Annotated in this window: 24 protein-coding genes; 11 read left to right on the top strand and 13 right to left on the bottom strand. The window is 60.0% G+C overall.

The window, feature by feature from the left end; translation table 11 throughout:
• The first annotated feature begins 70 nt into the window (after positions 1-70).
• Positions 71-895, top strand: a complete 825-nt coding sequence (locus tag H7847_RS10935; RefSeq protein WP_227269525.1) for a class II glutamine amidotransferase — start codon at positions 71-73, stop codon at positions 893-895.
• A gap of 3 nt (positions 896-898) precedes the next feature.
• On the opposite strand, the gene H7847_RS10930 is transcribed toward H7847_RS10935, so the two are convergent.
• The 4 genes from H7847_RS10930 to acsA are packed head-to-tail and all read right to left on the bottom strand — an operon-like array spanning position 899 to position 6,112.
• Positions 899-1,144 (bottom strand): acyl carrier protein, encoded by a 246-nt coding sequence (locus H7847_RS10930; RefSeq protein ID WP_227269524.1) that lies wholly within the window; start codon positions 1,142-1,144, stop codon positions 899-901.
• Positions 1,141-2,370 carry a dihydrolipoamide acetyltransferase family protein gene (locus H7847_RS10925; RefSeq protein WP_227269523.1) on the bottom strand — a complete coding sequence of 410 codons (1,230 nt, stop codon included), beginning with the start codon at positions 2,368-2,370 and terminating at the stop codon, positions 1,141-1,143. The genes H7847_RS10930 and H7847_RS10925 overlap by 4 nt, the downstream gene beginning before the upstream one ends.
• A complete protein-coding gene (gene pdhA / locus H7847_RS10920) occupies positions 2,367-4,370 on the bottom strand; it encodes a pyruvate dehydrogenase (acetyl-transferring) E1 component subunit alpha (RefSeq protein WP_227269522.1) in 2,004 nt (667 codons plus the stop codon). The genes H7847_RS10925 and pdhA overlap by 4 nt, the downstream gene beginning before the upstream one ends.
• Positions 4,367-6,112 (bottom strand): acetate--CoA ligase, encoded by a 1,746-nt coding sequence (gene acsA, locus H7847_RS10915; protein WP_227269521.1) that lies wholly within the window; start codon positions 6,110-6,112, stop codon positions 4,367-4,369. The genes pdhA and acsA overlap by 4 nt, the downstream gene beginning before the upstream one ends.
• A gap of 576 nt (positions 6,113-6,688) precedes the next feature.
• On the opposite strand from acsA, the gene H7847_RS10910 reads away from it, so the two are divergent.
• The 6 genes from H7847_RS10910 (at position 6,689) to H7847_RS10885 (ending at position 13,522) form a co-directional block, all read left to right on the top strand.
• Entirely contained in the window at positions 6,689-9,160 is a 2,472-nt protein-coding gene (locus H7847_RS10910) for a Lon protease family protein (RefSeq protein ID WP_227269520.1), read from the top strand.
• Complete coding sequence (locus H7847_RS10905) at positions 9,157-9,924, top strand: replication initiator protein A (RefSeq protein ID WP_227269519.1); 768 nt, start codon at positions 9,157-9,159, stop codon at positions 9,922-9,924. Before H7847_RS10910 ends, H7847_RS10905 begins: the two co-directional genes overlap by 4 nt.
• Positions 9,925-10,315: 391 nt before the next feature.
• On the top strand, positions 10,316-11,320 hold the full coding sequence (locus tag H7847_RS10900) for a 1-phosphofructokinase family hexose kinase (protein ID WP_319799764.1): 1,005 nt from the start codon (positions 10,316-10,318) through the stop codon (positions 11,318-11,320).
• Between the two features lie 239 nt (positions 11,321-11,559).
• Positions 11,560-12,492: a DnaJ C-terminal domain-containing protein gene (locus tag H7847_RS10895; RefSeq protein ID WP_227269518.1), complete on the top strand. Its 933-nt coding sequence runs from the start codon at positions 11,560-11,562 to the stop codon at positions 12,490-12,492.
• A 4-nt stretch (positions 12,493-12,496) separates the two neighbouring features.
• Positions 12,497-12,796, top strand: coding sequence for a chaperone modulator CbpM (locus H7847_RS10890; RefSeq protein ID WP_227269517.1), 300 nt, complete (start codon positions 12,497-12,499; stop codon positions 12,794-12,796).
• A 3-nt stretch (positions 12,797-12,799) separates the two neighbouring features.
• Positions 12,800-13,522 carry a DUF5765 domain-containing protein gene (locus H7847_RS10885; RefSeq protein ID WP_227269516.1) on the top strand — a complete coding sequence of 241 codons (723 nt, stop codon included), beginning with the start codon at positions 12,800-12,802 and terminating at the stop codon, positions 13,520-13,522.
• Here H7847_RS10885 and arcC read toward each other — a convergent pair.
• The 5 genes from arcC to H7847_RS10860 form a co-directional block, all read right to left on the bottom strand.
• Positions 13,493-14,407 carry a carbamate kinase gene (arcC, locus tag H7847_RS10880; protein WP_227269515.1) on the bottom strand — a complete coding sequence of 305 codons (915 nt, stop codon included), beginning with the start codon at positions 14,405-14,407 and terminating at the stop codon, positions 13,493-13,495. The genes H7847_RS10885 and arcC overlap by 30 nt on opposite strands.
• Complete coding sequence (argF, locus tag H7847_RS10875; RefSeq protein WP_227269514.1) at positions 14,408-15,409, bottom strand: ornithine carbamoyltransferase; 1,002 nt, start codon at positions 15,407-15,409, stop codon at positions 14,408-14,410.
• A 3-nt stretch (positions 15,410-15,412) separates the two neighbouring features.
• The gene (locus tag H7847_RS10870; protein WP_227269513.1) at positions 15,413-16,636 is read right to left on the bottom strand and encodes an arginine deiminase; all 1,224 of its coding nucleotides are present in this window, start codon (positions 16,634-16,636) and stop codon (positions 15,413-15,415) included.
• The gene (locus tag H7847_RS10865) at positions 16,633-18,078 is read right to left on the bottom strand and encodes a YfcC family protein (protein ID WP_227269512.1); all 1,446 of its coding nucleotides are present in this window, start codon (positions 18,076-18,078) and stop codon (positions 16,633-16,635) included. Before H7847_RS10865 ends, H7847_RS10870 begins: the two co-directional genes overlap by 4 nt.
• Positions 18,079-18,174: 96 nt before the next feature.
• Positions 18,175-18,828: a hypothetical protein gene (locus tag H7847_RS10860; protein WP_227269511.1), complete on the bottom strand. Its 654-nt coding sequence runs from the start codon at positions 18,826-18,828 to the stop codon at positions 18,175-18,177.
• Positions 18,829-18,883: 55 nt separating this feature from the next.
• On the opposite strand from H7847_RS10860, the gene H7847_RS10855 reads away from it, so the two are divergent.
• Positions 18,884-19,594, top strand: coding sequence for an endonuclease/exonuclease/phosphatase family protein (locus tag H7847_RS10855; protein ID WP_227269510.1), 711 nt, complete (start codon positions 18,884-18,886; stop codon positions 19,592-19,594).
• Here the strand turns inward: H7847_RS10855 and H7847_RS10850 are convergent.
• On the bottom strand, positions 19,584-20,423 hold the full coding sequence (locus tag H7847_RS10850; RefSeq protein WP_227269509.1) for a universal stress protein: 840 nt from the start codon (positions 20,421-20,423) through the stop codon (positions 19,584-19,586). The genes H7847_RS10855 and H7847_RS10850 overlap by 11 nt on opposite strands.
• Before the next feature lie 58 nt (positions 20,424-20,481).
• The gene (locus H7847_RS10845) at positions 20,482-20,973 is read right to left on the bottom strand and encodes an Hsp20/alpha crystallin family protein (protein WP_227269508.1); all 492 of its coding nucleotides are present in this window, start codon (positions 20,971-20,973) and stop codon (positions 20,482-20,484) included.
• Between the two features lie 148 nt (positions 20,974-21,121).
• On the opposite strand from H7847_RS10845, the gene H7847_RS10840 reads away from it, so the two are divergent.
• Both H7847_RS10840 and H7847_RS10835 read left to right on the top strand, forming a co-directional pair.
• Positions 21,122-22,303 carry a hypothetical protein gene (locus H7847_RS10840; protein WP_227269507.1) on the top strand — a complete coding sequence of 394 codons (1,182 nt, stop codon included), beginning with the start codon at positions 21,122-21,124 and terminating at the stop codon, positions 22,301-22,303.
• Between the two features lie 24 nt (positions 22,304-22,327).
• A complete protein-coding gene (locus H7847_RS10835) occupies positions 22,328-22,759 on the top strand; it encodes a DUF2267 domain-containing protein (RefSeq protein ID WP_227269506.1) in 432 nt (143 codons plus the stop codon).
• 48 nt (positions 22,760-22,807) lie between these two features.
• On the opposite strand, the gene H7847_RS10830 is transcribed toward H7847_RS10835, so the two are convergent.
• Entirely contained in the window at positions 22,808-23,482 is a 675-nt protein-coding gene (locus tag H7847_RS10830; RefSeq protein WP_227269505.1) for a helix-turn-helix domain-containing protein, read from the bottom strand.
• A gap of 167 nt (positions 23,483-23,649) precedes the next feature.
• Here H7847_RS10830 and H7847_RS10825 point away from each other — a divergent pair, with 167 nt between their 5' ends.
• On the top strand, positions 23,650-24,429 hold the full coding sequence (locus tag H7847_RS10825) for a response regulator (protein ID WP_227269504.1): 780 nt from the start codon (positions 23,650-23,652) through the stop codon (positions 24,427-24,429).
• Here H7847_RS10825 and H7847_RS10820 read toward each other — a convergent pair.
• Positions 24,396-25,946: a PAS domain S-box protein gene (locus H7847_RS10820; RefSeq protein WP_227269503.1), complete on the bottom strand. Its 1,551-nt coding sequence runs from the start codon at positions 25,944-25,946 to the stop codon at positions 24,396-24,398. The two genes, H7847_RS10825 and H7847_RS10820, sit on opposite strands and share 34 nt — an antisense overlap.
• Positions 25,947-26,020 lie beyond the last annotated feature (74 nt).

The following is a 26,020-nucleotide window of genomic DNA, read 5'->3' as shown; positions in this document are numbered from 1 at the left end:
CTGATTGATCAAGATCAGCCCGCCCGTTTGCGGTCTGCTAATCTGTGCCCGGTCGCCAGGGAGCCCGTTTATGTGTCGTCTTTACGCCATGCATGCCAATGAACCAACCAAGGTGGAATGCGGCCTTGTGAAAGCCCAGAACGCCCTGATGGCGCAGAGCAAGGGCGATATGGAGGGCAACGCGCACGGGCACGGGTGGGGTGTGGCGGATTACCCCGACGGCGTCCCGATGATTGAAAAACAGGTCTGGGCGGCGTTCCACGGCGAGCATTTCACCCGTAAGGCCGCGCGGGTCTATGCCAAAACGGTTGTGGCCCATGTCAGGCATGCGACTGTTGGCGGACCCGGTATTGAAAACACGCATCCCTTTCATCATGGCCGCTGGATTTTTGCCCATAATGGAACCGTGCCCAACTTCGAGCAACTGCGGTTCAGGTTTCTTGAAAACATGGACCCCCTTCACCGGACACAGGTGCATGGCACAACCGACAGCGAGCATATCTTCCGTTATCTTCTCAGCCTGTTCCTGCGTCACCCCGAACGCGGCCTGATGGGCATTGTGCGCGTTGGGCTTGCGCAGATCGTGGCCTGGTCGGCCGAGGTTGATCCTGACGCGCCCGTGGGGCTGAACATCGTGCTGACCGATGGCGACCGTATGGTGGGGTCGCGTTTAAACCGATCCCTTTTCTATCTGCTGCGCGACCATGTCTTCGACTGTCCGATCTGCGGCGAGCCGCATGTGCACCACGATCCAAAGAGCGCCTATCAGGCGATCGAGATCGCATCCGAGGCGGTCACCTACGCAGAAGACTGGTACGAGGTGCCGAACGCAACGGTTTTTCGGGTCGGCGAAGACTACCGGCTCGACATGGAGCCGCTGCTGGGGGCCCGTTGACTGTCAGTCGACCTTGCCGGCGATATAGGCCGCCAGCGCATTGTAGCTGCGCATTTCGTCGTAATCCGCTTCGGGCATGTCGATGCCGAACCTTTCGGACAGCGCCGTCACGAGGGTCAGAAAATCCATTGAATCGATGTCGCATTCCTCACGCAGATCAGCGCTGCGGTCGATTTCTGCCAGATCGATTTCAGGGGCGATCCTGTGCAGATGTTCGCTCAGGACAGGGTCAACATCCTCAGGTGTCATAGCGCCTCCGGTTTTTGCAGATATGTATCGATCTGGTTCAGAAACAATGCGCCACGATGCCCGTCGCTGACCCGGTGATCCGCTGCCAGGGTGAGTTCAGCGATCAGGCTCGGGGTGATTTCTCCCTCACGGACCCATGGGCGCCGTCTCGGCGTACCAACCCCGACAATTGCGACTTGCGGGGGGTAGATAATGCCGTGCAGCTGATCCACCCCACGCTCCCCGAGGCTCGAGAGGGTGATGGTTGCGTCGGACAGTTCACGGGCCCTGAAACGCCCCGCCCGCACACGCATCACAAGATCGCGCAACGCCTGCATGAGCGTGTCGAGATCGCCCGCCGCGACATCAAACAGCGCCGGTGCCACGAGGCCGCCGCCCCGCAAATTGATTGCAAACCCCAAATGCACCGCATCGCTGGGCTGAAAGCGCTCTGCAGTGAAATGCCCATTGAATTCCGGAAATTTTTCAAGCGCCCGGGCAACGGCACGCGCGTAAACCGCGCCTGCCAGGAGCCGCGATTGCGGAGGGCGATCCGCGTTCGCCGCCTTCACAAAGGCATCCGCGACCGTCAGATCAATCGTGTGAGACAGGTAATAATGCGGGATTTCGCGTTTGGCGCGAGACATGGCGGCAGCAATCGCACGCCGGATGTCTGTGGCCGCCTGCTCCGGTGGACCCGCGGCCATGGCTTCAAGGCGTGCCCGCGTGATCGTCTGCCCGGCTGGGATGGCAAGCTTGGTCAGATCGATCTCGCGCTCCGCGATGAACCGACGGGCCGCCGGTGTGATGCGCGGATGCCGGGTTTCCGGGGGCGGGATTTCAACGCCCGGCGTATCGGGGATTTCCGGCATGCCGGGGTCCGGCGTCGGGTCGGTGAGCGGCACCTCTTCCGGTGCGGGTGGCTCAACAGGCGGGTCAGTCGGCTGTGGGGCCTCGGGGGGAGCGGGCGCCGGTGGGGACGGCTCGGGCACCTCAGGCGGGTCCGGATCCCCTGTGCCCCGGATCACAGCGAGCGGTGTTCCAACAGGGACCTTCTCGCCGATATCGACGAGCCAACCATCGAGAACTCCGGTCTCGAAGACCTCAATCTCGATCACACCTTTTTGGGTTTCAACCGCACCGATGACATCACCGCGTGTGACCCGTTCTCCGGCGGCAATCAGTTGTTCTACCAAGGTTCCAGCCTCCATGTCTGCGCCCAAGGAGGGCATCAGGAATTCGCTCATGCGGTGACCTCCATCAGTTTCTTTACCGCGGCGACGATCTTGCTGGTCTGCGGGATCGCTGCCTGTTCAAGGTGATAGGCATAGGGGATCGGCACTTCTTCGCTGCAGACCCGCGCCAGCGGCGCGTCGAGGTCGAAAAAGCAGTCTTCCGCCAGCCGCATGCCGATTTCGGCGGCCAGGCTCCCGGTTTTCCACCCCTCATCAACCATCAGGGCGCGGCGGGTTTTGGCGACGGAAGCGGCAATGGTCTCCATGTCGAGCGGGCGGAGCGTGCGCAGGTCGATCACCTCGGCGGAAATGCCGTCCTTGGCCAGCATCTGCGCGGCTTCAAGGGTCTTGTAAAGCAAGCCACCATAGGTGATCAGCGAGATATCGTCACCGGACGCCCGCACCGCGGCGCGGTCGATATCAACCGGTCCGGCGTTTTCAGCCAAGCGCCCCTCGCGGTTATAAAGCATGACATTCTCGAAGATCAGCACCGGGTCGGGGTCCTGGAGGGCCGTCCAGAGCATCCCGCGGGCATCTTCAAGGGTCGCAGGTGCCAGCACCCGCAGGCCGGGGATATGTGCATACCACCCTTCCAGACTGTGCGAATGTTGGGCGGCAAGCTGTTTGCCGGCCCCGGTTGCCATGCGGATCACCACCGGGACGCCAAACTGGTTGTTGGACATATGCCGGAGCGTGGCGGCGGTATTGAGGATCTGATCCAGCGCCAGCAGCGAAAAATTCACTGTCATCAGCTCCACAATCGGGCGCATGCCTGCAATCGCGGCCCCTATGCCCGCCCCGGTAAAGCCCGATTCAGAGAGCGGCGTGTCGCGAATACGCTGCGCGCCGAACTTTTCCAGCAGCCCTTTGCTGACGGCATAGCAGCCGCCGTATTGCCCGACATCCTCGCCCATCAGAAACGTGCGATCATCGCGCATCATCGCATCCACGATCGCGGCTCTGACGGCGGCACGGTATGTGGTGGTGACGAGGGGGCCGGGCTTGTCCGGAGCAGGCGGGGCGGGCCGTTCCGGGGCCATCACAAAGCGTTTGAGGTCTGCAATGGGCTCATCCGTGCCTCTTTCGGCAAAGGCCACGGCTTCGGCGATCTCTGCATCCACCTCTGCCGTGATTTCCGACACTTCGGGCGGCAAAAGCAGCCCGGACTGCTCAAGCCAGGTCTGAAAACGCAAAATGGGCCCTTTCTGACGCCACTCGGCAATCTCTTCCTTGGATCTGTAAAGCTGCGCGTCAAACATCGAATGCGGCCGAAACCGATAGGTCTTGCATTCCAGAAACTGCGGTCTTCCGTTCTCGGCAATCTCATTCAGGGCCCGCCGGGCGGCAACCTCTACGGCGACGACATCCATGCCGTCCACCGATTGCGCATCAATGCCGTAGCTCTCGGCCTTGGTGGAGATATCGGTCTGCGCCTCTGTCAACTCAAGCGCCGAGCCCATGGCGTAGCCGTTGTTTTCGCAGACAAAGAGAACCGGCAGATGCCATAGGGCTGCAAGGTTCAGGCTTTCGTGAAACTCGCCTTCGGCCACGGCCCCTTCGCCAAAGAAACACGCGGTCGTTGCGGTACTGCTGGACATCCGGTCCGCCAGCCCGAGCCCAACGGCGAGAGGCAGCCCGCCGCCGACAATCGCGTTGCCCCCATAGAATTTGTGCTGGCGGCTAAAAAGATGCATCGACCCGCCACGGCCTCCGGCACAGCCCTGCGCCTTGCCATACATCTCCGCCAGAATGCTGCTCATCGGCACACCCCGCGCCAGCGCATGCCCGTGTTCACGATAGGTGGCGACCACGCGATCCTTCGGCTCAAGGAGCGGGATGATCCCGGCGGCAATCGCCTCCTCTCCGTCATAGAGATGCAGGAAACCGCGGATTTTCTGCTGGGTGTAGAGCTCGGCGCATTTGTCTTCGAAATGCCGGATGCGGATCATCTCCTTGAGCAAGGCCCGCACATGTGATCGATCCAGATGGGGTTTTTCCGTGAGTTCTGTCATGCCTCATCACTTTCTAGTGTCGAGATGTCTCCTTCAGGCAGACCAAGCGCGCGTGCTTTCAAAAGACGACGCATGATTTTGCCGCTGCGGGTCTTGGGCAGGTTCTGTCGAAAAATGATCTCCTTTGGAGCCACTGCCGGCCCGAGACGCTTGCGGGCGTGACCCATCAGGTCAATCCGCAAATCCTCCGTAGGCTCATGGCCGGGTTTCAGCGCGATATAGGCTTTGACGATTTCGCCCGCGATCTCGTCCGGCACACCGATAACGCCGACCTCGGCAACTGCGGCATGCTCCATCAACGCACTTTCGACCTCGAAGGGGCCGATCAAATGCCCTGCGCTCTTGATCAGATCCTTGCTGCGTCCGACGAACCAGAAGTACCCATCCGCATCGCGCATTGCCAGATCGCCGCTGAGATACCAGCCATCGCGGAAGCATTTTTTATACCGCGCGTCCTCGTGCAGGTAGCCCCGCATCATCGACGGCCAGCCCGGGCGCAGGGCCAGCTCTCCCATGGCCATGGGCTCGGTCAGCTCGCGCAGACCATCGTGGGTGATCTCGACGATGCCGGCATCAATGCCCGGCAGCGGCTTGCCCATCGAGCCGGGTTTCACATCCAGTGCCGCAAAATTGGCAATCATGATGCCGCCGGTTTCGGTTTGCCACCAATTGTCGTGAAACGGCATGCCAAAGGTCTCGTTGCCCCACAGGACCGCTTCGGGATTGAGCGGTTCGCCGACACTGGCCATGAACCGCAGGGCGGGAAACTCGTGCCTCTGTTTGGCCTCGGTCCCGGCCTTGATCAGCATTCGAATGGCTGTCGGGGCGGTGTACCAGACGTTTACGGCCTCGCGTGCCAGCGTGTCGTACCAGCGTGCCACATCAAACTCCGCCTCGTCGACGATCATCGTCACCAGGTTCGTCAGCGGCGCGATGATGCCGTAGGACGTCCCCGTCACCCAGCCCGGATCGGCGGTGCACCAATAAACATCCTGCGGTTTCAGATCGAGGGCCAGGCTGCCGGTCACGTGATGCGCAACAACCGCTTCGTGTACGTGAACGACGCCCTTGGGTGTGCCGGTTGTCCCGGACGTGAAATGCAGGAGCGCGGGGTCTTCGGGCTGCAGGGCCACGGTTGCAAATGTATCTGATGCGGTTGCCATCAGGGATCTGAGATCTTTGGTGGCGCTGTGCTCCTCATCGGTCAGGTAAACTTGACGGAGGTTTGGCAATTGATCGCGCAGGGTTTTCAGCTTTCGCCTGTAAAGCCGCCCGGAGGTGACGATGGCACTGGCGTCTCCGATCTCCATACGTGAGCGAATGGGTTCCGGCCCAAAAGCCGAAAAGAGCGGGCAAAAAACAGCCCCCGCCCGAAGCGTGCCAAGGGCCGCGATGTAGAGCTCCGGCACGCGCCCCAGGAGCGCATAGACCTTGTCGCCGCGCCCGATCCCGGTGCTTACAAGCACATTTGCAAAGCGGCTGGAAAGCCTTTGCAAATCTTCATAGGTGAAATCGGTGCGGTCACCAGACTTGGAAATCCAACGCAGGGCTGTCTGCGCGCCGTGCCCCGCCTCAACATGTCGGTCCACGGCCTCATGCGCGATGTTAAGCTTGCCGTCCTTGAGCCCATCGATCTGCTGCCGGGCGTGTTCCCAGGTGAAATCTGCCCGTGTGCGGGCATAATCCGCCATATTGGCCGCACGGGCCGTCTTGTCGTCTTTCCGGATCAGGTCGCGTTCCATTCAGGCACCCTCCCTTGGTCTCTCTTTTCCTGAGGCTAACAGGGGGGTTTGACCGCCAACTGAGCAAGATCAATTCAGGATCGCATCCAGTCAGCACCTGAAAGACGGTAGGATATTTGCCACTGCCGGTCTTGGAGCGGGCGCGGGATGGTCTCGCCTGCGGCTCTGATCTTGGCACTGGGCCGCCAGACACCGACGCTTGTCAGTTTTTCGCCTGCTTGGGGGTTTTGACAAAAATCAAAAACCGGACCCGGACGAGGCCTAGACTGGCGGGCATTAAGGATGTTTCAGAAGGAGTTGGAGAGGCGGGGTTATCTCCAGGATTGAGATATTGTCCCGAAAGAGGCCCGGATCGCTGCCGTTATGGGGTCCATGTAAGGGGAAAGGGTGACAGTATCCCATTCGCAGGTCCAGTCGTGCTGCATCCGGGCGGGTTGCTGCGGCTCATGACCATCAGAATTGAGTTAGGGCAAACGTCTGCCCTTGCGGGTCAAAGCGGCCATGTTGCGCGATCCCCAGTGCTTTGGCCCGCACCCTTCTTGTCTCTCAGAACAAACCCGCCCCGGCGAAACGGAGATGCAGTTGATTCAAAAAAGCCAAGATCCAGATGCGCTCCCCGAAGGTTTGACTGCGTCCAAATTGAGGTCTGAAATCCAGCCGCAGGAGCTTGGCTTTTCAACCACGGCTGACCTCAAGACGTCGGATGGGCTGATCGGGCAGGACCGTGCAATCGAGGCAATCAGGCTGTCCGCGAGCATCGGTGACAAGGACTTCAACCTGTTTGTCGCCGGTCGTGAAGGTATGGGGCGGCACAGCGCTGTCCTGCACTATCTGTCTCAGCAAGCCGCCCGGCGTCCAAAGTCCAATGACTGGGTTTACGTCAACAACTTCGAGACGCCGCACAAACCGAACGCTCTCCGATTGCCACCTGGCCAGGCGGTTGCGCTAAAGAGAGCCATGCAAAACCTCGTTGATGATCTGGCCAATGAGGTGCCGACGCTGTTTGAATCCGATGAATATCAAACCCAGCGCCGCGCCATCGAAGAGGAGGCAGGGGAAAAACAGGAAGCCCCACTCGCCGCCTTTGCAAAGCAGGTCAAGGAAGAAAACGCAGCTTTGTTGAAAACGCCCATGGGGTTCATGCTGGCTGCGGTCATAGACGGCAAACCGATCAAGCCCGACGTCTACGAAAAGCTGGAGCCGGAGGAGCGCCGGGAGATAGACGAGAGAATTGAACGTCTTCAAGGTCAGTTGTCGGACATTCTGAAAGAGGTGCCGCAGCTTGAAAAAGAGCACCGACAAAAGGTCGAGGACCTGCATGCACAGATGGCAGAGCGTGTGGTGTCGGTCAGGGTGCAGGCACTCATGGATGATTTCAGCGATACCGCCGATGTCGTGGCCTATCTTGAGGCTGTCCGGCAGGACATGATCTCCAACGCCGAACTCTTTCTGGAGGACGGTGAGCAAAATGAGACCGGCCCCTTTCGCAAGGCGATCCACAAATACCATCGCGAACCGCGGTTTTACCGCTACGACGTGAATGTCATGGTGTCTCACGGTGACCCTGAGACCGACGCGGCTCCTGTGATCACCGAAGACAAACCCTCTCTCAATCAACTGACAGGCCGGGTCGAGCACTTGTCGCAGATGGGCACGCTTGTGACCAACTTCACGCTGATCAAACCTGGCGCGCTGCACCGGGCGAACGGCGGCTATCTGGTGCTCGATGCCCGACGCCTGCTGGCTGAGCCTTATGCGTGGGATGCGCTGAAGCGATGTTTGCAAAGCCAGTCGATTGCCATCGTTTCCTTGGCAGACCGGCTGAGCCTGGGATCCACCATATCGCTTGAGCCCGATCCCATTCCCTGCAACGTGCGGGTGGTGCTGATCGGGGACCGGCGCCTACATATGCTGCTCGTGCAGCTCGATCCGGAATTTGGAACTCTGTTCAAGCTGTTGGCAGATTTTGAGGATGACCTGCCACGCACGGTCAAGAACACCCGCAGCATGGCGTCGGTCATTGCCGATTTTGCGGCGCGCGAGGATCTGTGCACGATGACGGCGGGCGCGGTTGCGGCTGTGTTGGATCAGGCCACCCGTCTGGCGGATGATGCTCGAAAGTTTACGCTTCAGCTTGGCGTTCTGGGGGACCTCATGCGGGAGGCAAACCACTACGCCAAGGCAGCCGGGCGCAGCGTGATGGAGCAAAAGGACATCGCGCGGGCGATTGACCGGGCGGATCATCGTGCCGCGCGGATCAAGGACCGCATGCAGGAGGCCGTGATCCGCAAGACGGTGCTGATTGACACAAGCGGATCGGTCGCGGGTCAGGTCAACGGGCTGTCCGTTATCGGGATCGGGACCTACCGCTTCGGGCGTCCGTCCCGGATCACCGCCAGAACCCGGATGGGAGCGGGAAAGCTTGTCGATATCGAACGCGAGGTCGAACTGGGCGGGCCGCTGCATTCCAAGGGGGTGCTGATCCTGTCCGGATATCTCTCCGCAACCTATGCGCTGGATGTGCCGATGTCTCTGCAGGCCAGTCTTGTGTTTGAGCAGAGCTACGGCGGTGTCGAAGGCGATAGCGCGTCCTCTGCCGAGCTTTATGCGCTGCTGTCGGCACTCTCGGGCCTTGGCGTCCGCCAGGGCCTTGCGGTGACGGGGTCGGTCAATCAGCACGGAGAGATACAGGCAATCGGAGGCGTCAACGAAAAGATCGAAGGTTTTTTCGATATCTGCAAAGCGAGACGGCTCACGGGCCGGCAGGGGGTGCTGATCCCGGCTGCGAATGTTGACAACCTGATGCTGCGCCCGGATGTGGTGGAGGCTGCACGCGCCGGCAAGTTCAGGGTGTTTCCGGTCAGGACAATTGATCAGGGTATTGAAATCCTGACCGGCTGTCCCGCCGGCAAGAGGCGGCGCAATGGTCTGTTTCCCGAGGGAACGCTCAATGCGCTGGTGGAAAACCGGCTCCGGGAGTTTGCGCAGACCCAGAAGCTGTTTGCAGATGCGGGCCGGGAAAACGGACCTGCGGGGGACAGGACATGACGGCGGGGGTGGCGTCCAAATTGCGTATTCTGGTGGGCGCCAGCTCCTTTGCGGATGCGACCACAGCGTTGCGAATTGCCCAGCGTGTCGCGCAGGATTTTGCGCAATGTCTAGGCGGGTTACTGGTTGACGATGAAAACACCCGGGTGGTGTGTGAGCTGCCGAACCAGCGCGTCATCTCGGCCAGAGGTGCGTTCCTGCTGAGCCCGTCACCCTCGCAGATGCACACCCTGATGAACGCTGATGCCCGCGCTTTTGAACATCTTATAGAAAAGATCGCCCATCCGGCGGCCCTGGACTGGTCCTTTGACCGGCAGATGGGCGAACTCATCGACACGGCAATGCGCACAGCCGGCGGGTGGGATGTCGTCATATTCGGATACCGCAGCATTCATCCCTTTACGGGCAAGATCGTGGCCATTGAACCGACCCTGCCGGATGATGGCAAGCTGATGGATCTTTCCAGGCAACTGGCCGGTCAGCTCAATTCAAATCTGGTTTTGTTCCGTGTCGGAGCGGAAACAGCCATTGACCTGCATGCCCAGCATCATACCTCCCTGGTATTTGACAGTCCGGAGGAGGCGATTGCCGCCCTGGACCGGACCAATGCGCAGGCCGTTGTGGTGGACCTGTCATGCGGTCCGATCCACAGTAAGGCGCAGTTGAAATCGCTTGTGGATGCATCCCGCTGCCCGGTCGTTGTTCTGGGGGCGTCGTCCTGGGTTCCGAAGGTGGAACATACAACGCATTTCCCGCCGGTTTGAGCTGCGTTTTCGGACGGCTGGACCTGAAGATGCCGGGCGCGCGTGTCTTTGCACCGGGCCGAGGTTGCGACTGACGGGGTATCAACCGGTCTTTCGCGACGCGGGCAAGCCTGACAGGCCTCGGCCCGGCCGGGGGGAGAGGCTCCAATACAGATAAATGCGCGGCCTGACATGGATATATGCTCAAAAGCGTCAGGGCATTGCCCGCGTTTCAACTCCGAAGGATGGCACGCTCACCCTCTGCAGATTGCGTCAAACAGGTCAAAATGACAAAGTCACTGCAATTAGGGTTCGCACATGCCCCATCCTGTTCAAAGCTGTACTTGCCGCCACGATGCGGTTGGCTATGATCCCCAAAAGACTGACAGGATCTGGTCACGACCTCTGGTGACTGAAAGGTGTCGTCCCAAAGCATGGGGCGTCAGCAAAAATCGAGAAGGCGCGCACTCTGACGGATATTCTGACCATCACGCTCAATCCTGCGGTCGATCTGGCGACGTCGGTCGAACAGGTCGTGGCGGGGCCCAAGCTCTATTGCAAAGCACCGCGGGTTGATCCGGGCGGCGGCGGCGTGAACGTTGCCCGTGCGATTTGCAGACTGGGCGGCATTGCCAAAGCGCTGGTGGCGGTTGGCGGCGCGTCCGGTGATCGGTTGCTGAACCTGCTTTCGGCAGAAGCGGTGCCGGTTCACCCGGTCGCAGTCAGCGGCGAGACCCGTGAAAGCTTTGCCGTAACGGATGAGGTTTCCGGCGCGCAGTACCGCTTTAGTCTTCCCGGTCAGAGCCTGACCCGCGAAGACGGCGACCGGCTGCTGGCCGAGATTGCCGCAGAGGTCTCCGGGGACAGCTATGTGGTGCTGAGCGGCGGGGTTGCCCCTGGGCTGGGTGACGCCTTCCCTGATCGTGTTTTGGCGGCGATTGCCCCGCGGACCGACCGGCTGATTGTGGATACCTCCAAGGGCGCGCTTGATCACCTGATCCGCCAGCCTTCGGCCCCGGTGCATCTGCTGCGGCTCGATCAGCGAGAGGCGGAGCAATCGGCAGGCAAGCCGTTGCCGACGCCTGCCGACAGCATTGCCTTTGCCGAAGCATTGATCGCCCGCGGCGTTGCCAGGACCATCGTGAGCGGTCGGCAGGCGGAAGGTTCGATCCTTGTCACATCCGGGCGACGCTACATCTGCCGTACGCCGCAGGTCCCTGTGATCAGCAAGATCGGCGCCGGTGACGCTTTTGTCGGCGCACTGACCTTTTCGCTGGCGCAGGGCGATGCGCCCGGCGTTGCATTGCAGTGGGGTGTTGCCTCGGCCACGGCCACCATGAGCACGCACGGCACTGATTTTTGCACCCGCGACATTGTCGCGGGCCTGCGTTCGCAGTGTCATCTGGAAGAGGTTTAGCGCGGGCTTTCTGTTGCTCCATTGATGCGGGCAAAGGGCTTGATTTTCTTTGAGATCTGAAAGGCGAACACCCTTCTGACGGTGTTCCTGTCCGGCGCAGTCCGAGGGCCGGGAAGCCTTGGACCTTACCGTGATGGCGCACGCCGTAAAGGCGTCGGGGCCGGACTGACAAAGATCAACTGACGCCCGGAGTACCCATGGCATTCTGATCCGAAACCAGACCTTCGGAAAAGTGGCAGATGGACTTCAAGGATTACTACAAGGTACTTGGCATCCCCCGCACGGCTGGGGCGGATGACATCAAGAAGGCTTTTCGCAAGAACGCGCGAAAGTATCATCCTGACATCAATCCCGGCGCTGACGCGGAGATGAAGTTCAAGGATGTCAACGAAGCCTATGAAGTGCTCAAGGACCCGGAACGGCGGGCCGCCTACGATCAGCTGGGGCAGGAACCGCCCCCCGGGCAGGGACCCTATCAGCCACCGCCTGACTGGGACAGCGGGTTTGCCTTTTCGGAAGGCGGGCCGTACGGGCAAGAGGGCTTCAGCGACTTCTTTGAAACCCTGTTCCGCCGAGGTGCCGGCCCGGCGGGTGAGAGTCGGTCGGCCCAAGGGCCGGACAGCCATGGGCGGGTCGAGATCACAATCGAAGACGCCTATCGCGGCGCAAATCGCACCATCAGCCTCAGAATGCCAGTGGTCGGTCCGGACGGGCGCGTCACCCTGCAGGACCGGTCGATTTCGGTGCAGATCCCGAAGGGGACAGCCCAGGGCCAGCATATTCGACTGGCCGGGCAGGCCGCCCCCGCCTTCGGGTCGGGGGCGGCGGGGGATCTTTATCTCGAGGTCGCCTTTGCGGCGCATCCGGTCTATCGTCCGGACGGCAGGGACCTGCATCTGGACCTGCCGGTAGCCCCCTGGGAGGCCGCCTTGGGCGGGCATGTCGTTATGCCGACCCCCGACGGCAAGGTCGATTTGCGCATTCCCAAGAACGCCCGGACCGGCCAGAAGCTGCGCCTCAAAGGCAAGGGGCTTCCGGGCGTACCGGCCGGCGACATCTATGCCACCCTCAGGATCGTCAACCCGAAAGTCACCACGCAGGAGGCGCGCGCGTTTTTCGAAAAGATGGCAAAGGACATGCCGTTCGATCCGCGCGCTCAACTAGGAGGATAACCCCATGAAGAAGACCACGTCCCGCAGTGATCTGATTGACACCTTGTCCTTGCCGGACCTGTGCCGTTTTTGTCAGGCGGATGAGGCTTGGGTGATCGAGCTGGTTGAATATGGCGTATTGGAGCCTTTGGGCAGGACTGTTCAGAATTGGCACTTTCAGGGCCCAAGCATTGCCCGCGCAAAAAAGGCGCGTCGCCTGAACCGCGATCTCGGCATCAACGTCGCCGGGGTGGCGCTTGTGCTGGAGCTATTGGAGGAACGGGACGCGGTCCTGAGCAGGCTCTCAAGATACGAGGCGATCTGAACGATGTGCTGGAGCATCGAGGCCTCAGCCGCATTTGTCATAGCAGGGGCGGCGGCGACAGGGTTTGCATGGTCCAAAGAGCAGCCTGCCGGGATATGGCTCACGCTGGGCTATTTCACGGTCATGGAAGCGCTGCAAGTCGCCGGGTACCGTGTGCTCGACCAGTGCGGCACGCCTGAAAACAGGGCTGTCACTTTGCTTTCCTACCTTCATATCGTGTTCCAGCCGTTGTTTATAAACGCCTTTGCGATGGAGCTGGTGCCAGCGCCGGTCAGACGCCGGGTCCGGGTCTGGGTGTTCGGGCTCTGCGCCCTGTCATCGGCTGTGATGCTGGCGCAGCTCCTGCCGTGGCCGTCTCTGGGCCGCTGCGCGCTTGGAACCCCGCTTTGCGCGCGCGACCTCTGCACGGTGTCCGGCGCGTGGCATATTGCGTGGAACATTCCCTATAACGGACTACTGACCCCGTTGGATCAACTGCTGGGCCTGAATTCGGGATTTCCGACATATATGGTCTCGGCCTTTGTGCTGCCGCTTTTCTACGGGGCGTGGCGTTTCGTGCTTGTGCATGTTTTACTCGGGCCGACCCTGGCCTGGTCCTTGACAAGCAATCCGAATGAGATGCCTGCGGTTTGGTGTCTCTTCTCGGTGGCGATCCTGTGCATCAGCCTGAGCCCCGCCGTTCGGCAGCGTATGTCCTCACGCACGTGGTGGGGGGTGCCTGTCTAGGCTCACCCTCGTCCCGCTGGTGCCTGCGACCAGCTTGGCGGTGTCTTCAAGCCGTCCGATGGCGGCAAACTTCCCCGCTGCATCCGCAAAGGCGCAGGCGGCCTCAACCTTGGGACCCATCGATCCTGCAGGGAAATCCATCGCGCCAAGCTCGCTCGGCGTGGCGTGATCGATCAGCCGCTGCTTTGGGGTCCCCCAATCGGCAAAGACGCCTTCCACATCTGTCAACATCACAAAGGCATCCGCATCCAGAGAGCGCGCAAGCAACCCGCTGGCGTGGTCCTTGTCGATGACCGCCTCTATTCCCGTCATCGTGCCATCGTCTTTCTGAACCACGGGAATGCCACCACCCCCGGCGCAGATGACAACCACACCCTGATCCAAGAGCAAGCGGATCACATCGATCTCCAGAATACGTTTGGGTCGCGGCGATGGGACAGTGCGGCGGAAATGTTCCCCATCCTGGCCGATTGTCCACCCCCGCTCCAGGCTGAGCTTGGAGGCGGCCTCTTCGGTGTAGATCGGCCCGATGAATTTCGTCGGCGCCTGAAAGGCGGGATCGGCGGGATCGACCTCGATCTGGGTCAGAAGTGTCGCGTATCTGGCCTCGGGCAGGTAGGCGTTGTCGAGCTCCTGTTGCAGGACGTACCCGATCATGCCATCGGTTTTCGCGCCCAGCACATCCAGCGGGAAAGGGCTGGCCTGAAGCGCCAGGTACCCGACCTGCGGGCCGTTTCCATGGGTGATCACCACCTCATGACCGGCCTCCAGCAGTTGCGCAATTGACTTTGCCGCGACGCGAATGCTCTTGCGCTGGCCTTCGGCCGTGAGCGCTTCCCCTCGGACAGACAGGGCGTTGCCGCCCAACGCAACAACAATTCTCATTCAGGAGCCCAATGTGGCGACAAGCACCGCCTTGATCGTGTGCATCCGGTTTTCGGCCTGATCAAAGACGATGGAGGCCGGGCTTTCAAAAACATCTTCGGTGACCTCCATCGCCTCCAGAGCGAATTTTTCGCGTATCTGCAGTCCGATTTCTGTTTCGGTGTTATGAAATGCGGGCAGGCAATGCATGAATTTCGTATGCGGGTTGCCGGTCATGGACAGGACCTCCCGGTTGACCTGATAGGGGATCAGCAGCTTGATCCTCTCGGCCCAGTCGTCATCCGCGGCCCCCATCGACACCCAGACGTCGGTGTAGAGCACATCGCATTCGCTCACCCCCTGCTGGAGGTCCTCTGTCAGCAGAATGCGCGCACCGGTCTGCTTTGCCTCGGCCAACGCGGCCTTTACGATGGATTTCTCGGGCCAGAGAGACTTGGGTCCGCACAGGCGCACATCCATGCCCAGCTTGGCCGCACCGATCAACAAGCTGTCCCCCATGTTGTTGCCGACATCGCCCAGAAAGCAGAAAGCCATCTGGCTCAGGGGCTTGTTCACATGCTCCTGCATCGTCAACACATCCGCGAGGATCTGAGTGGGATGAAACTCATCCGTGAGCCCGTTGTAGACCGGGACGCCTGACCATTCGGCCAATGTCTCAACAACAGATTGGCCAAACCCCCGGTATTCAATGGCGTCATAGACACGTCCCAGAACGCGGGCGGTGTCCTTGATGCTTTCTTTCTTGCCGATATGACTGCCGGAAGGCCCCAGGTAGGTGACATGCGCGCCTTGATCGTGTGCCGCCACCTCGAACCCGATGCGGGTGCGGGTCGAATTCTTTTCAAAAATCAGCGCGATTTCGCGTCCTTTGAGGGTCTGCTGTTCGGTGCCAGCGTATTTCGCGGCCTTCAGATCTGCCGCAAGCTTCAACAGATGCCGGATTTCGGCGCCGGTAAAATCCCGCAGGCTCAGAAAGGAACGGTTCTTGAGATTATAAGCCATGTCTTACTCCACCGGATCCCGCGAAATGGGGCAGGTCATGCAGTGGCCGCCGCCGCGGCCCCGGCCCAGTTCAGCACCGCGGATCGTGATGACCTCAATGCCCGCTTTGCGCAGAAGCGTGTTGGTGTGAACATTGCGGTCATAGGCGAGCACCACGCCCGGCTCCAGCGCGACGACATTATTGCCGTCATCCCATTGCTCACGTTCTTGTTCAAAATGATCCCCCCCGGTGGCGATGGTGCGCAGGGACTTCAGACCAAGGGCCTCTTCCACCATGTCAAAGATGTTGCCGGGATCTTCCGTGACATGCAGCCGGTTCTGGCCATCCGGCCGCAGCGTGTAGCATCTGATCTTGTCGGCAATATGCGTATAGCTGGTCACCAGATCCGTGTCACAGAACGAAAACACCGTATCGAGGTGCATGGCGGCACGCGAGGGCGGCATCTGGCAGGCAATCACCTGCTCCGCCGCTTCCTGACGGAAGAGCGACAGCGCCAGCTGGCCCACCGCCTGGGGTGTTGTGCGCTCGCCCATGCCGATCAGAACACAGCCTTTGCCAATCGGCATCACATCCCCTCCCTCAAGGGTGGCCGGGCCGAAATCCTGATCGGGATTGCCCCACCAGATCGTGGTTTTTGCCGCAAAACGAGGATGAAATTCATAGATGGCTGCGGTGATCAGCGTCTCTTGCTGGCGCGCCGGCCAGTGCATCGGGTTCAGTGTCGCCCCGCCGTAGATCCAACAGCTCGTGTCCCGCGTGAACAACAGATTGGGCAAGGGCGGCAACACAAATCCATCCGGCCCCAGGAACTGTCCGAACATGCTGGTGGTCGCGAAGGGCAGGTCATGCACAGCGATCCCGCCGGTCAAAAAACGCGTGAGGCGGGGGGAGGGCATCTCGTCCAGCCAGCCGCGCACCTCATCCAGCATGCCCACACCGATGTGGTCTTCGGTGATCTTGCGATCCAGCAACCACTTGCGTGCGGCCTTGATGTCCAGGATGTCGGTCAGCAGGTCGTGCTGATCCAGAACCTCGACCCCCCGGTCCCGCATCTTGTCACAAAAGGCAAAATGATCCTTGCGGGCTTCGTCGACCCACAGGATGTCGTCAAAAAGCAGCGCATCGCAATTGCTGGGCGTCAGACGTTCGTGCGCCAAACCGGGCCGCGACACCATCACAGTGCGCAGCTTGCCGACCTCCGAGTGCACCCCGAGAGGGGCGGTCATAGCATCACCGCCGCACTCAGAAGTGCCATGGAGATGAGGGAAAAAATCAGCAAAAGCGGCCAGACAAAGCGCAGCCAGCGGTTATAGGGCACGCGGCCGATGGCCAAGCCGCCCACCACGACGGCATAGGTCGGCGCGACAAGGTTGGTGATCCCGATGGCCGTCTGAAAGGCTGTCACGGCAAGGTCGCGGCTGACGCCTGCAAAATCAGACAGGGGGGCCAGAATGGGCATGGAGAGGACCGCGAGACCGGATGTCGAGGGCACAAGGAAGCTCATCAAGGCCTCGACCCCGAAGAGGGCGTTCACAAAGGCAATGTCTGACATGCCCGCAATCCAGCCTTCAAAGGTATACAGAAAGGTATCGGTGATGCGTCCCTGGTCCATGATGATGACAATGCCGCGCGCCAGGCCGATGACCAGCGCCACGCCCAGAAGATCGCGCGCGCCATTCACAAAGGCGGTGGTGAATTGCTTTTCCCCCAGCCAGGCCAAGGTGCCGATCACGAGCGACGATCCCAGAAACAGGGCGGACATTTCAGCCATCCACCAGTCCTGAGAAGAGACACCCCAGACCATGACCACAAAGGTCCCGGCAAAGAGAAGCAGGATGACGATTTGCAGCGGGGTGAGCGCCGTGGCCTCGGCCTGCGGGGCGCGTTGCAGAAAATGCGCCTCGTTCGCCGCTTTCATGTCAGCGACCAGTGACAGGGACGGATCGCGCCGGACCCTTTCGGCATATCGCATCACAAAGAGCACCGCCGTGATCCAGCAAAGTCCGAGGATGGCAAACCGCAATCCCATTCCCTGGGTGAACGGAATGCCCGCCGCATCGGATGCGATGGCGGTCGAGAACGGGTTGATCGTTGAGCCGATGACACCCACACCGGCCCCAAGCATGATGACGGCAACACCGGTCAGCGCGTCATACCCGGCTGCGATCAGAATAGGGATCAGCAAGACGTAGAAGGCCAGCGTTTCTTCGGCCATGCCGTAGGTGGTGCCACCGGCGGCAAAGAGCGCCATCATGATCGGGATCATCCACTTTTCGCGCCCCTGCATCTTGCGCATGGCGCTGGCCACGCCGGTCGTGATTGCCCCCGTCGCTGTGACGACCCCGAGAAACCCCCCCACGATCAGAACGAACAAAGACACATCGATGGCGTTTGCTTCGTATGAGGCCGGATCATAGAACCCCGCAACTGGTGCCATGAGGACGTGGAAAAGGTTTTGGGGGGAGGCCTCGACCAGTTGATAGGTGCCGGGGACGGGCACGTCTCTGCCGAGCGCGTCATTGGGGGTACGCGTGTATTCCCCGGCTGGGATCACCCAGGTCAGGACGGCCATCAGGATGACCAGAAGAAACAGGATCGTGTAAGCCGTGGGGAACCGCCCCAGGGCCGGCTGGTCGGCCGGGATATCTCTGTCGGGTGCCTGGCTCATCCCGGTCTCCTCTCGTTAACGCATATGTTGAGACGGAATGTGGGCCGGAATCGGGATGCCGGATTGAGATTGGTCAATCCGGCCAGTGGTTGCAGCTCACTTTTTGAGGCTGTCCTTGGATTTCTGGTACAGCCGCTTGTTGAGCGTGATGAATTGGGCCAGGCCGCGCCCGAGATACCCGGCTGATTTGCGCACCAGATACAGATACCCTGTCAGGCTGGCGATCGCGCTGCCAAGCCCGTTGATCATAAGATCCCCCATCGTATCGTTCAGCCCGGTTTTCTGCATGTTCAATCCAAATGTCTGATCCATGAGAAATTCGAACACCTCCCAAAGGGCCCCGATTGTCATGGCGACGCAAAAGGTGATGAACGCAAGGGCAGAGGGCGGTGCCGCAAAACGGTCCCCTTCGAACAACATGAAAACGAACAGGAACCCGATGAGGCCAAATCCAATGGCCGAAGAGCCGTGCAATGCCAGATCCCACCACCAGAGGCGTTCATAGAAACCCAAAGCCTCGCCAAGGAAGATGGACGCAAAGAAGAACAGGGTCGTTGCAAACAGGAACGGCACCGGCAGGTGCAGCGACCAGCGCGAGGCAAGGATCGGCGGGACAAGCGACAAGGCAAGCGTGCCGAAGCTGACGAAAGCCAAGGGCCAGCGCGCCAGAACAAGCGCGACAAGCCCCGCCAGCAGCAGCAACGCCCAGATCACGAGCATGACCGGACTGGTGTTTTTCGAAGAAATCATCGGACAAAGGCTGTCATTGTATTACATTTCGCATCTGTGAACCTACATTCATGATATGTCAGATGCAGGTCTCCGTTTCGCAAGTTATAATATTCGCAAGGCGCGTGGCCTTGACAATAAACGCAAGCCTGAGCGCACGCTGCAGGTTATCAACGGCCTGAATGCCGACATCGTCGTTCTGCAGGAAGCCGACAGGCGGCACGGGGCGAGAAAGCCTGCCATTCCGCGCAGGCTGATCGAAACGGAAACGGATCTGGACCTCCTCGATCTGACGGAAAAAGGGGTCAGCCTTGGCTGGCACGGGAATGCGGTTCTGGTGCGGCCTGGTCTCAAGGTCGGTGCCATCGACCGCCTGGACCTGCCGGGGCTTGAGCCGCGGGGAGCGGTGCGCATGACCTTTGATGTCGCGGGCGGGTTCTGTTTGGTTGCAACCCATCTGGGGCTGAGGCGACGTGATCGCAGGGCGCAGCTGGAGGTGTTGCGCCATGCGACGCAGGACTGCGGGCATACGGTGATGGCCGGGGACTTCAACGAATGGTCCCGGCGCAAGGGGCTTGAAGCGTTGGACGGGCGGTTTCAGGTTCATGCGCCCGGCCGGTCCTTTCATGCCCGACGGCCGATTGCGGCCTTGGATCGATTTGCGATCAGCCATGGTCTGTCGTTTGATGACGGCGGCGTTGAAGATGGCACGCTGGCGCGGCGCGCCTCCGACCACTTGCCGATATGGGCAGATATCGTTGTCCCCCCAAAGGCATCTATTTGCTGAAAAGCACGGGCAGTTTAGCGTCCTTCAACAAGGCATATGTCGTGGCCCCCATGACAAAATCATAGGCCTTTGAATGCCCGAATGCGCCGGTTGCGATAAGATCGGCACCCTCTTCAAAGGCCACCTGGTTCAACACCTCTGCAACCGCGGCCCCCAGCGGGGTGCGATGCGCCAGCTTGGCTTTCAGCCCGTGTCGGGAAAGCATCCCGGCCAGATCAATCCCTTTGGAATCCTCCAGCGCATCTTCAGATGCGTCGCCCACACGCAGGACCGTAACGACCGCACCCTCATCCGCCAGATTGACCAGATCGTGGGCGGCGCGGGCGGCTTCGCGGGTATCGCTCCATCCCAGCAGAATGGACGTGCCAATTTCCGGGCCGTCATAGCCAAGCGGAACAACGATGACCGGACGCCCGCTTTCCCGAATGAGCTGCGCCTGTGCCTTGCGCTGATCGTATCTGTCCGCCGCCTTGTCTTCATGGGCCATGATGACAAGGTCCGCCGCCCGCGCGCTTTCCACCATCCTGTCGGTTGCCGACGCGGCTTCGGCGCGGATACAGCGGAATTCGCTTTGAAAGTCTTCGGGTGCGGTGTGCTTGTCGAACACGGCCTGAATGGCGTCTGCGGCTGCTTTCTGGCTGTCGTTGAAGGCCGCAAAGGCGGGCTCGGGAACATGCACTGCAATGCCGGGGTAGACCACCAGGGATTCAATTGTGTGCAATCCAATCAGATGGGCATCATGTTTGCGGGCAAGGGGAACGGCAAGCTTCATCAGCTCTTCCGCATGATCGGGTGTCGTGAGACAGACCAGAAGTGTTTTCAGGCTCATGGAGCGTGCCCTTCTAAAAAGGAATTGGCCGGGCGCAGGAACACGCCCGGTGCCTGCATCAACGATTGCTGATGTCGATCTTTCGGACGCCAGCGCCAGCGGCAGCGGCTTCCGGTTTTGAAATCCTGATCTTCAGGACGCCCGCCGTGAACTTGGCGTCGACCGCGTTATCTTCGGGCGCGAAGCCCAGCGGGATCTGACGCCTGAAGCGGCCGTAGTGGCGCTCGATGCGGTGGTAGCTGTCCTCCGTCTCGTCGTGATCTGAACTCTTTTCCCCCTTCAGGACCAGGGTATCTCCGGCGATGGTGGCCTCCAGGTTCTCTTCGCTGACACCGGGTACTTCGGCACTGATCTCAATGGCGCTGTCCGTTTCCACGATGTCTATTGCGGGAAAGACCGACGCCGCAAAGCCTGTGTCACCCGACGTTTCGGGGACCGGGAAACCGGCGCGAAACTGGTCAAACAAACGGTTCATCTCGCGTTGAAACGAGGGGAACAGCGGGGATTCTCCTGTTACCGATTGCAGGCTGGGCAAAGGTCTTCGGGTCATGTTCGATCTCCTTTCTGACGGTCTGAAACGCGGCGAGTGCCGATCTTTGCCTATCAAATCGGGATCACCTTCGATTGATAAGAATCAATCAACGGCGCGGGTGGCAGGGTAAATCAGGCTTGAGGGACCGATGGACCGGGAGCAGGAAATGAAGCTTTTGCGCATTATGATGGCCGCGGCCGCCAGCCTTTCCTGCGCTACTGCGGCTCTGCCGGAAACCAGCCAGATCGCGCACGGCGGCGATACCTTTATCGCAGGGCCGGTCATCAACGAGACGCTGGAGACATCCGGCGATACCTTTGCCGCCGCAAGAACGGTAAGCGCGAGCGGTCAGGTCACCGGCGATTTGCATGTCGCGGGCTTTGATATCACCGTGAGCGCCGATGCTGCCGAGGATTTATACGCCGCAGGCGCTGTCGTGGCCATCCGGGGTCAGATCGCCAAGGATCTGACGGTAACAGGTTTCTCTGTCCGAACAGAGAGCAGCTCCGTCACAAGCCGAAACGCGCGTTTGTTCGGGAAAACGGTCACGGTCGACGGACCTGTGAACGGCGCTCTTCTGGTGACGGCCCGGGATGTGGTTTTGAATGCCCCCATTGAAGGGGACGTCAGGCTTCTGGCGCAATCCATTTCCTTTGGGCCAGAGGCAAAGGTCGCCGGTGTTCTGACCTACAGCATAGCCGAGAGGATTTCGGTTCCCGAGCGCGTCGCCCCGGCTGATCGTGTGGTTTTTGAACGGGTATCGGCCGGGCATGCCTGGCGCGAATGGGACGACATCCGCAACGAGATGCCGGTTCTGCCAACCTTTGCGTCGCTTCTCTTTGGGTTTGTGGTGTCCTTGTTGTTCTTCGTCATTTTGGGGGCTGGCATGCTCAGCTTCATGCCCAAACGGCTCGAAAAAATGCGGCAGAGCATTGCGGCGGCGCCCGGACGGTCCATTTTGCTCGGCGTTATCGGGTTGTCGATTTTGTTTGGCATGGTGCCCATCACCGGCTTGACGATTGTCGGATTACCCTTCGTACCCGTTGTCGTGCTTGCCATCGTGGTCGTCTGGACACTGGGATATGCATTGGGCGCCTATAGTGTGGCCATGCGCGTCTGGACCGGTTTCGGCGGTGAAGCAGAGCCAAGCAACGCAGCCCGCCTTGTCGTCTTTGCCGCGGCGATCCTTCTCATTGCCCTGTTGAACTTTATCCCCTTCGTGGGATGGGTGGCGAATTACACGCTTGTCCTGCTGGGTCTTGGTGCAATGACACATGCTGTATTTCAATATCTCATCGGAAACCCGGGTGAGGCCTTCGACATTGATATGCAGCCGATTGATGACTGAAACTGGATACCAGGAGAATTGCCGATGTCTGCACAAGGTTTAGAAGTAATTGACCGCTCTGTTCACATTACCCACGAGTGGATCAACGAACTTGCAGGGCGTCTGGACTGGTCGTCAAAACGCAGCGCGCTCAGCCTGCTCAGAGCCACGCTTCAGCACCTGCGGGATCATCTGATGCCGGACGAATTGGCGCAGTTTTCCGCCCAACTTCCGCTGATGATCCGCGGTATGTTTTTTGAAGGCTGGGTGCCCAAGAAAACACCGATCAAGGAGCGGGCAAGCGCCGACTTCATTGCTTTTATCGAAACCCGTCTGGGGGATACGGAAGAGTATCGTGGCGCCGAAGACATCTCCTGTGTCTTCAAGCTGCTGAATACCAAGGTGAGTGCGGGTGAGATCGCCGATATCCGCGCCAGCTTGCCATCGGCGATACGCGCCCTCTGGCCGGCCCCTTAGGGCGTGAAGCCTTCTGCCGGGGCCGCGGGGTCGCGTGCTTTTGATCTGCTACCCGCGATCTCCCAGAGACAGGCTGATCAGGGCGGTCGGTTGCAGGACAATGACCGTGTGGATGTTGTCGATTGCAATAACGCCGGTCTTGCGAAGCTGCGTGAGTGTCCGGCTGACCGTCTCCGTGGTCAGGCCCAGAAAATCCGCGATATCGCCGCGCCCCATCGGGAGCGCCACCTGAACGTGTCCCGCCACCTCCTGACCGACGCGGTCGGTCAGGACACACAGAAAGGATGCCACCTTTTCCACGGCGGATTTCCGCCCAAGCATCATGAAATGATCCTGCATGGCGCTGATCTCGCGCAGCGCGGCCTGTAACAACTCGCGGTGCAGGTCGGGGTCTCCATCGCCTCTTTCCAGCATGGATCTGCGGTAGGGCTGAAGATGCGAATCGACCAGAACCTCACAATCGGTATGATGCAAGCCATCTGACGGAAAGCCAACGATGTCACCGGGATACCCAAAGGCAATGACCTGACGGCGGCCGTCTTCCAACATGCGCGTCAACCGCAGGACCCCGGTCTTGACCTGATAGAGCCAGTCGACGGAATCGCCCTCAAAATAGAGATATGATCCGGCTCTGAGGTAGGCTTCGGGTGATCTCGCTGTTGTGCTGGAGAGGGTTCTGAATGGTTTTCGGGTCGTCTCATCGCTCAGTATTGTGACATACATTTTTGTCGGCCCCCATTTTGCATTCGGCCGAACTTGAACGTGTGTTGTATTCTGAGTTATAACTAAACTGCACGGTTTTGTATCGTTTTGTATCAAGTCGTAAACCCGCAAATAAGGGCTGCATCTACTTCCTGGGGGTCGGCACGGGGTTGGTCGAATAACGGTCTATGGGACACCAAACAATTCTTGTCGTCGAAGACGACAAAAGGGTCAGGGCGCTGCTGCGCAACGTTCTGGAACACGAGGGATTTCGTGTTCTCGAAGCTGCCAGTGCTGCGGCAGTGCTGGAGGCGATTGAGACCAGCAAGATCGATCTGATTACCCTGGATCTGCATCTGGGGGCAGACAATGGATTGGAAGTCGCGCGCGACATCCGGCGGCAATCCCAGATTCCGATTGTGATGGTGACCGGCAGAGATGATGTGATCGACCGCGTGGTCGGGCTCGAGGTCGGGGCGGATGACTACATCACCAAGCCATTTCATGTCCGGGAATTGGTCGCACGCATCAGGAGCGTGCTGCGCAGGACAGGGGGTGCCGCTGCGGCGAAGGCCCCGAAAGAAGACGGTTCACCCGAGCCCCGGAATGCGCCCGAGATTTCAGGCTACACGTTCGATGGCCTGAGTGCTGCGCCGGATCGGTTCGAGCTTATTGATCGCGCCGGGCTCGATTGTGCGCTGACCAGCGGCGATTTCAAATTGCTGACCGTGTTTCTGGAACGTCCGAAACGGGTGTTATCGCGGGATCAGCTGATGGATCTGACAGGAGGGCAGAACTGGAGTCCCCTTGACAGGACAATCGACAACCAGATTGCCCGGCTGCGCAAAAAAATCGAACGCGACCCATCCGATCCGAAACTCATAAAGACCGTGCGGGGCGTCGGCTACACCCTGGCTTGTGATGTGAAAACTCTTCAATCGACGGCATCTTCGGCCAAAAGTGCCTGAAGCCTGCCGGCCAGTTCTGATTGCCGGTAGGGCTTGTGCAAAATCGGGTATGTCTGCCCGTTCGCCATGGCCTCGGTCACCACATCGCTGGCATAGCCAGACGTCAAAAGCACTTTGATGCCGGTAAATTCCTCTGCGACCTTACCGGCAAGATCATAGCCGTTCAGATCACCCGGCATGACAAGATCCGTGAACACGACATCTGCGTGAACGCCTGATCTGAGCATCTGATAGGCTTCATCGGCGTTGGTGGCTTCTTCGGTCTTAAAGCCCAGATCGCGAACGCGTTCGACGGACAGCTTGCGGACTCTGGGGTTGTCTTCCACGACCATCACAACCTCGCCATGTCCGAGCGGATTTTCAGATTTGGGTTGCGCCTCTTGCGGTCTTTTGGCGGGCTCACCTGTGGCAGAGACCGCTGGAAAGTAGAGCCCGAAACTGGTGCCCAGCCCGAGCTCGCTATAGAGCGTGATATGCCCGCCGGATTGCCGGACGAACCCATAGACCATCGCCAGGCCAAGGCCCGTGCCGCCGCTGTCGGCTTTGGTCGTAAAAAAGGGCTCAAAGGCTCTGCGCTGCGCCTCTATGTCCATCCCGGCACCATCGTCGTTGACCGACAGGCGCACGTAGTTGCCCGGTTCGATATCCGTTTCCTGCGCGATATAGGTGTCGTCTATCGAGACATTTGACACTGTTATCAGCAGCTCGCCCTTTTCCCCCATCGCATCGCGCGCGTTCAAGGAGAGGTTCAGCAACGCTGTCTGCAGCTGCACCGGGTCGATCATGACCTTGTCGAGTTCGGGTGCGAACTCGGTTCTGATCACATAGTTTGACCCGAGTGTGCGCCTGAGGATCGCCAGCGTGTCTTCGCACAGGACCCGCAGATCTGCCCCAACGGGATGCAGGTTGCTTCGACGGGCAAAGATCATCAGCCTTGAGGTCAGATCGGCGCCGAGTTCCGCCGATTTCAAGGCGTCCTGGATAAGCGGCAACTGACGGGCACTCGCACCGCTGTTCTCCAGAAGCTCCAGATTGCCGATCACCACCGTGAGCAGGTTGTTGAAGTCATGGGCAATGCCGCCGGTCATCTGCCCGATCGCATCAAGCCGCTGGGAGCGCGCCAGGGCCTCCTGCGTCGCGGTGCGTTGGGTTAAGTCATGCAGGATTGCGATGAACATGCGCTGGCCACCCGCGATGGTCTCTCCCACGGAGAGGTGCAGGGGAAAGACGCTCTTGTCCTTGCGCTGGCCTTCAACATCACGGCCAATGTCGATGATCCGCTTTTCGCCGGTCTGAAGGTAATGCTGCATAAAGCTGTCATGCAGGTTGGCCAGAGCATGCGGCATCAGTGTGTTGACGCTCTGTCCGACCAGCTCGTCGATTTCATATTGAAAGAGCTGACAGGCGGCCGGGTTGGCGCGAATGATCCTGCCGGACGGGTCGGACACAATGATCGCGTCGACCGCAGCCTCGAGGATCGCCTGCAACAAAGCACTGTCTCGCTCACTCCTGGTCATCGCCTCCCTCACTTTCCTATGACGCCTGCTGATTACATCGCGGCAGACGCAAGCTTAGATTGATATTGGTCAAC

It is taken from the genome of Roseobacter weihaiensis, from assembly GCF_020622345.1.
Lineage (GTDB): Bacteria > Pseudomonadota > Alphaproteobacteria > Rhodobacterales > Rhodobacteraceae > Roseobacter > Roseobacter weihaiensis.
Note: the sequence above shows the minus strand (reverse complement) of the source record. Positions and strands in the feature narration are given on the sequence as shown.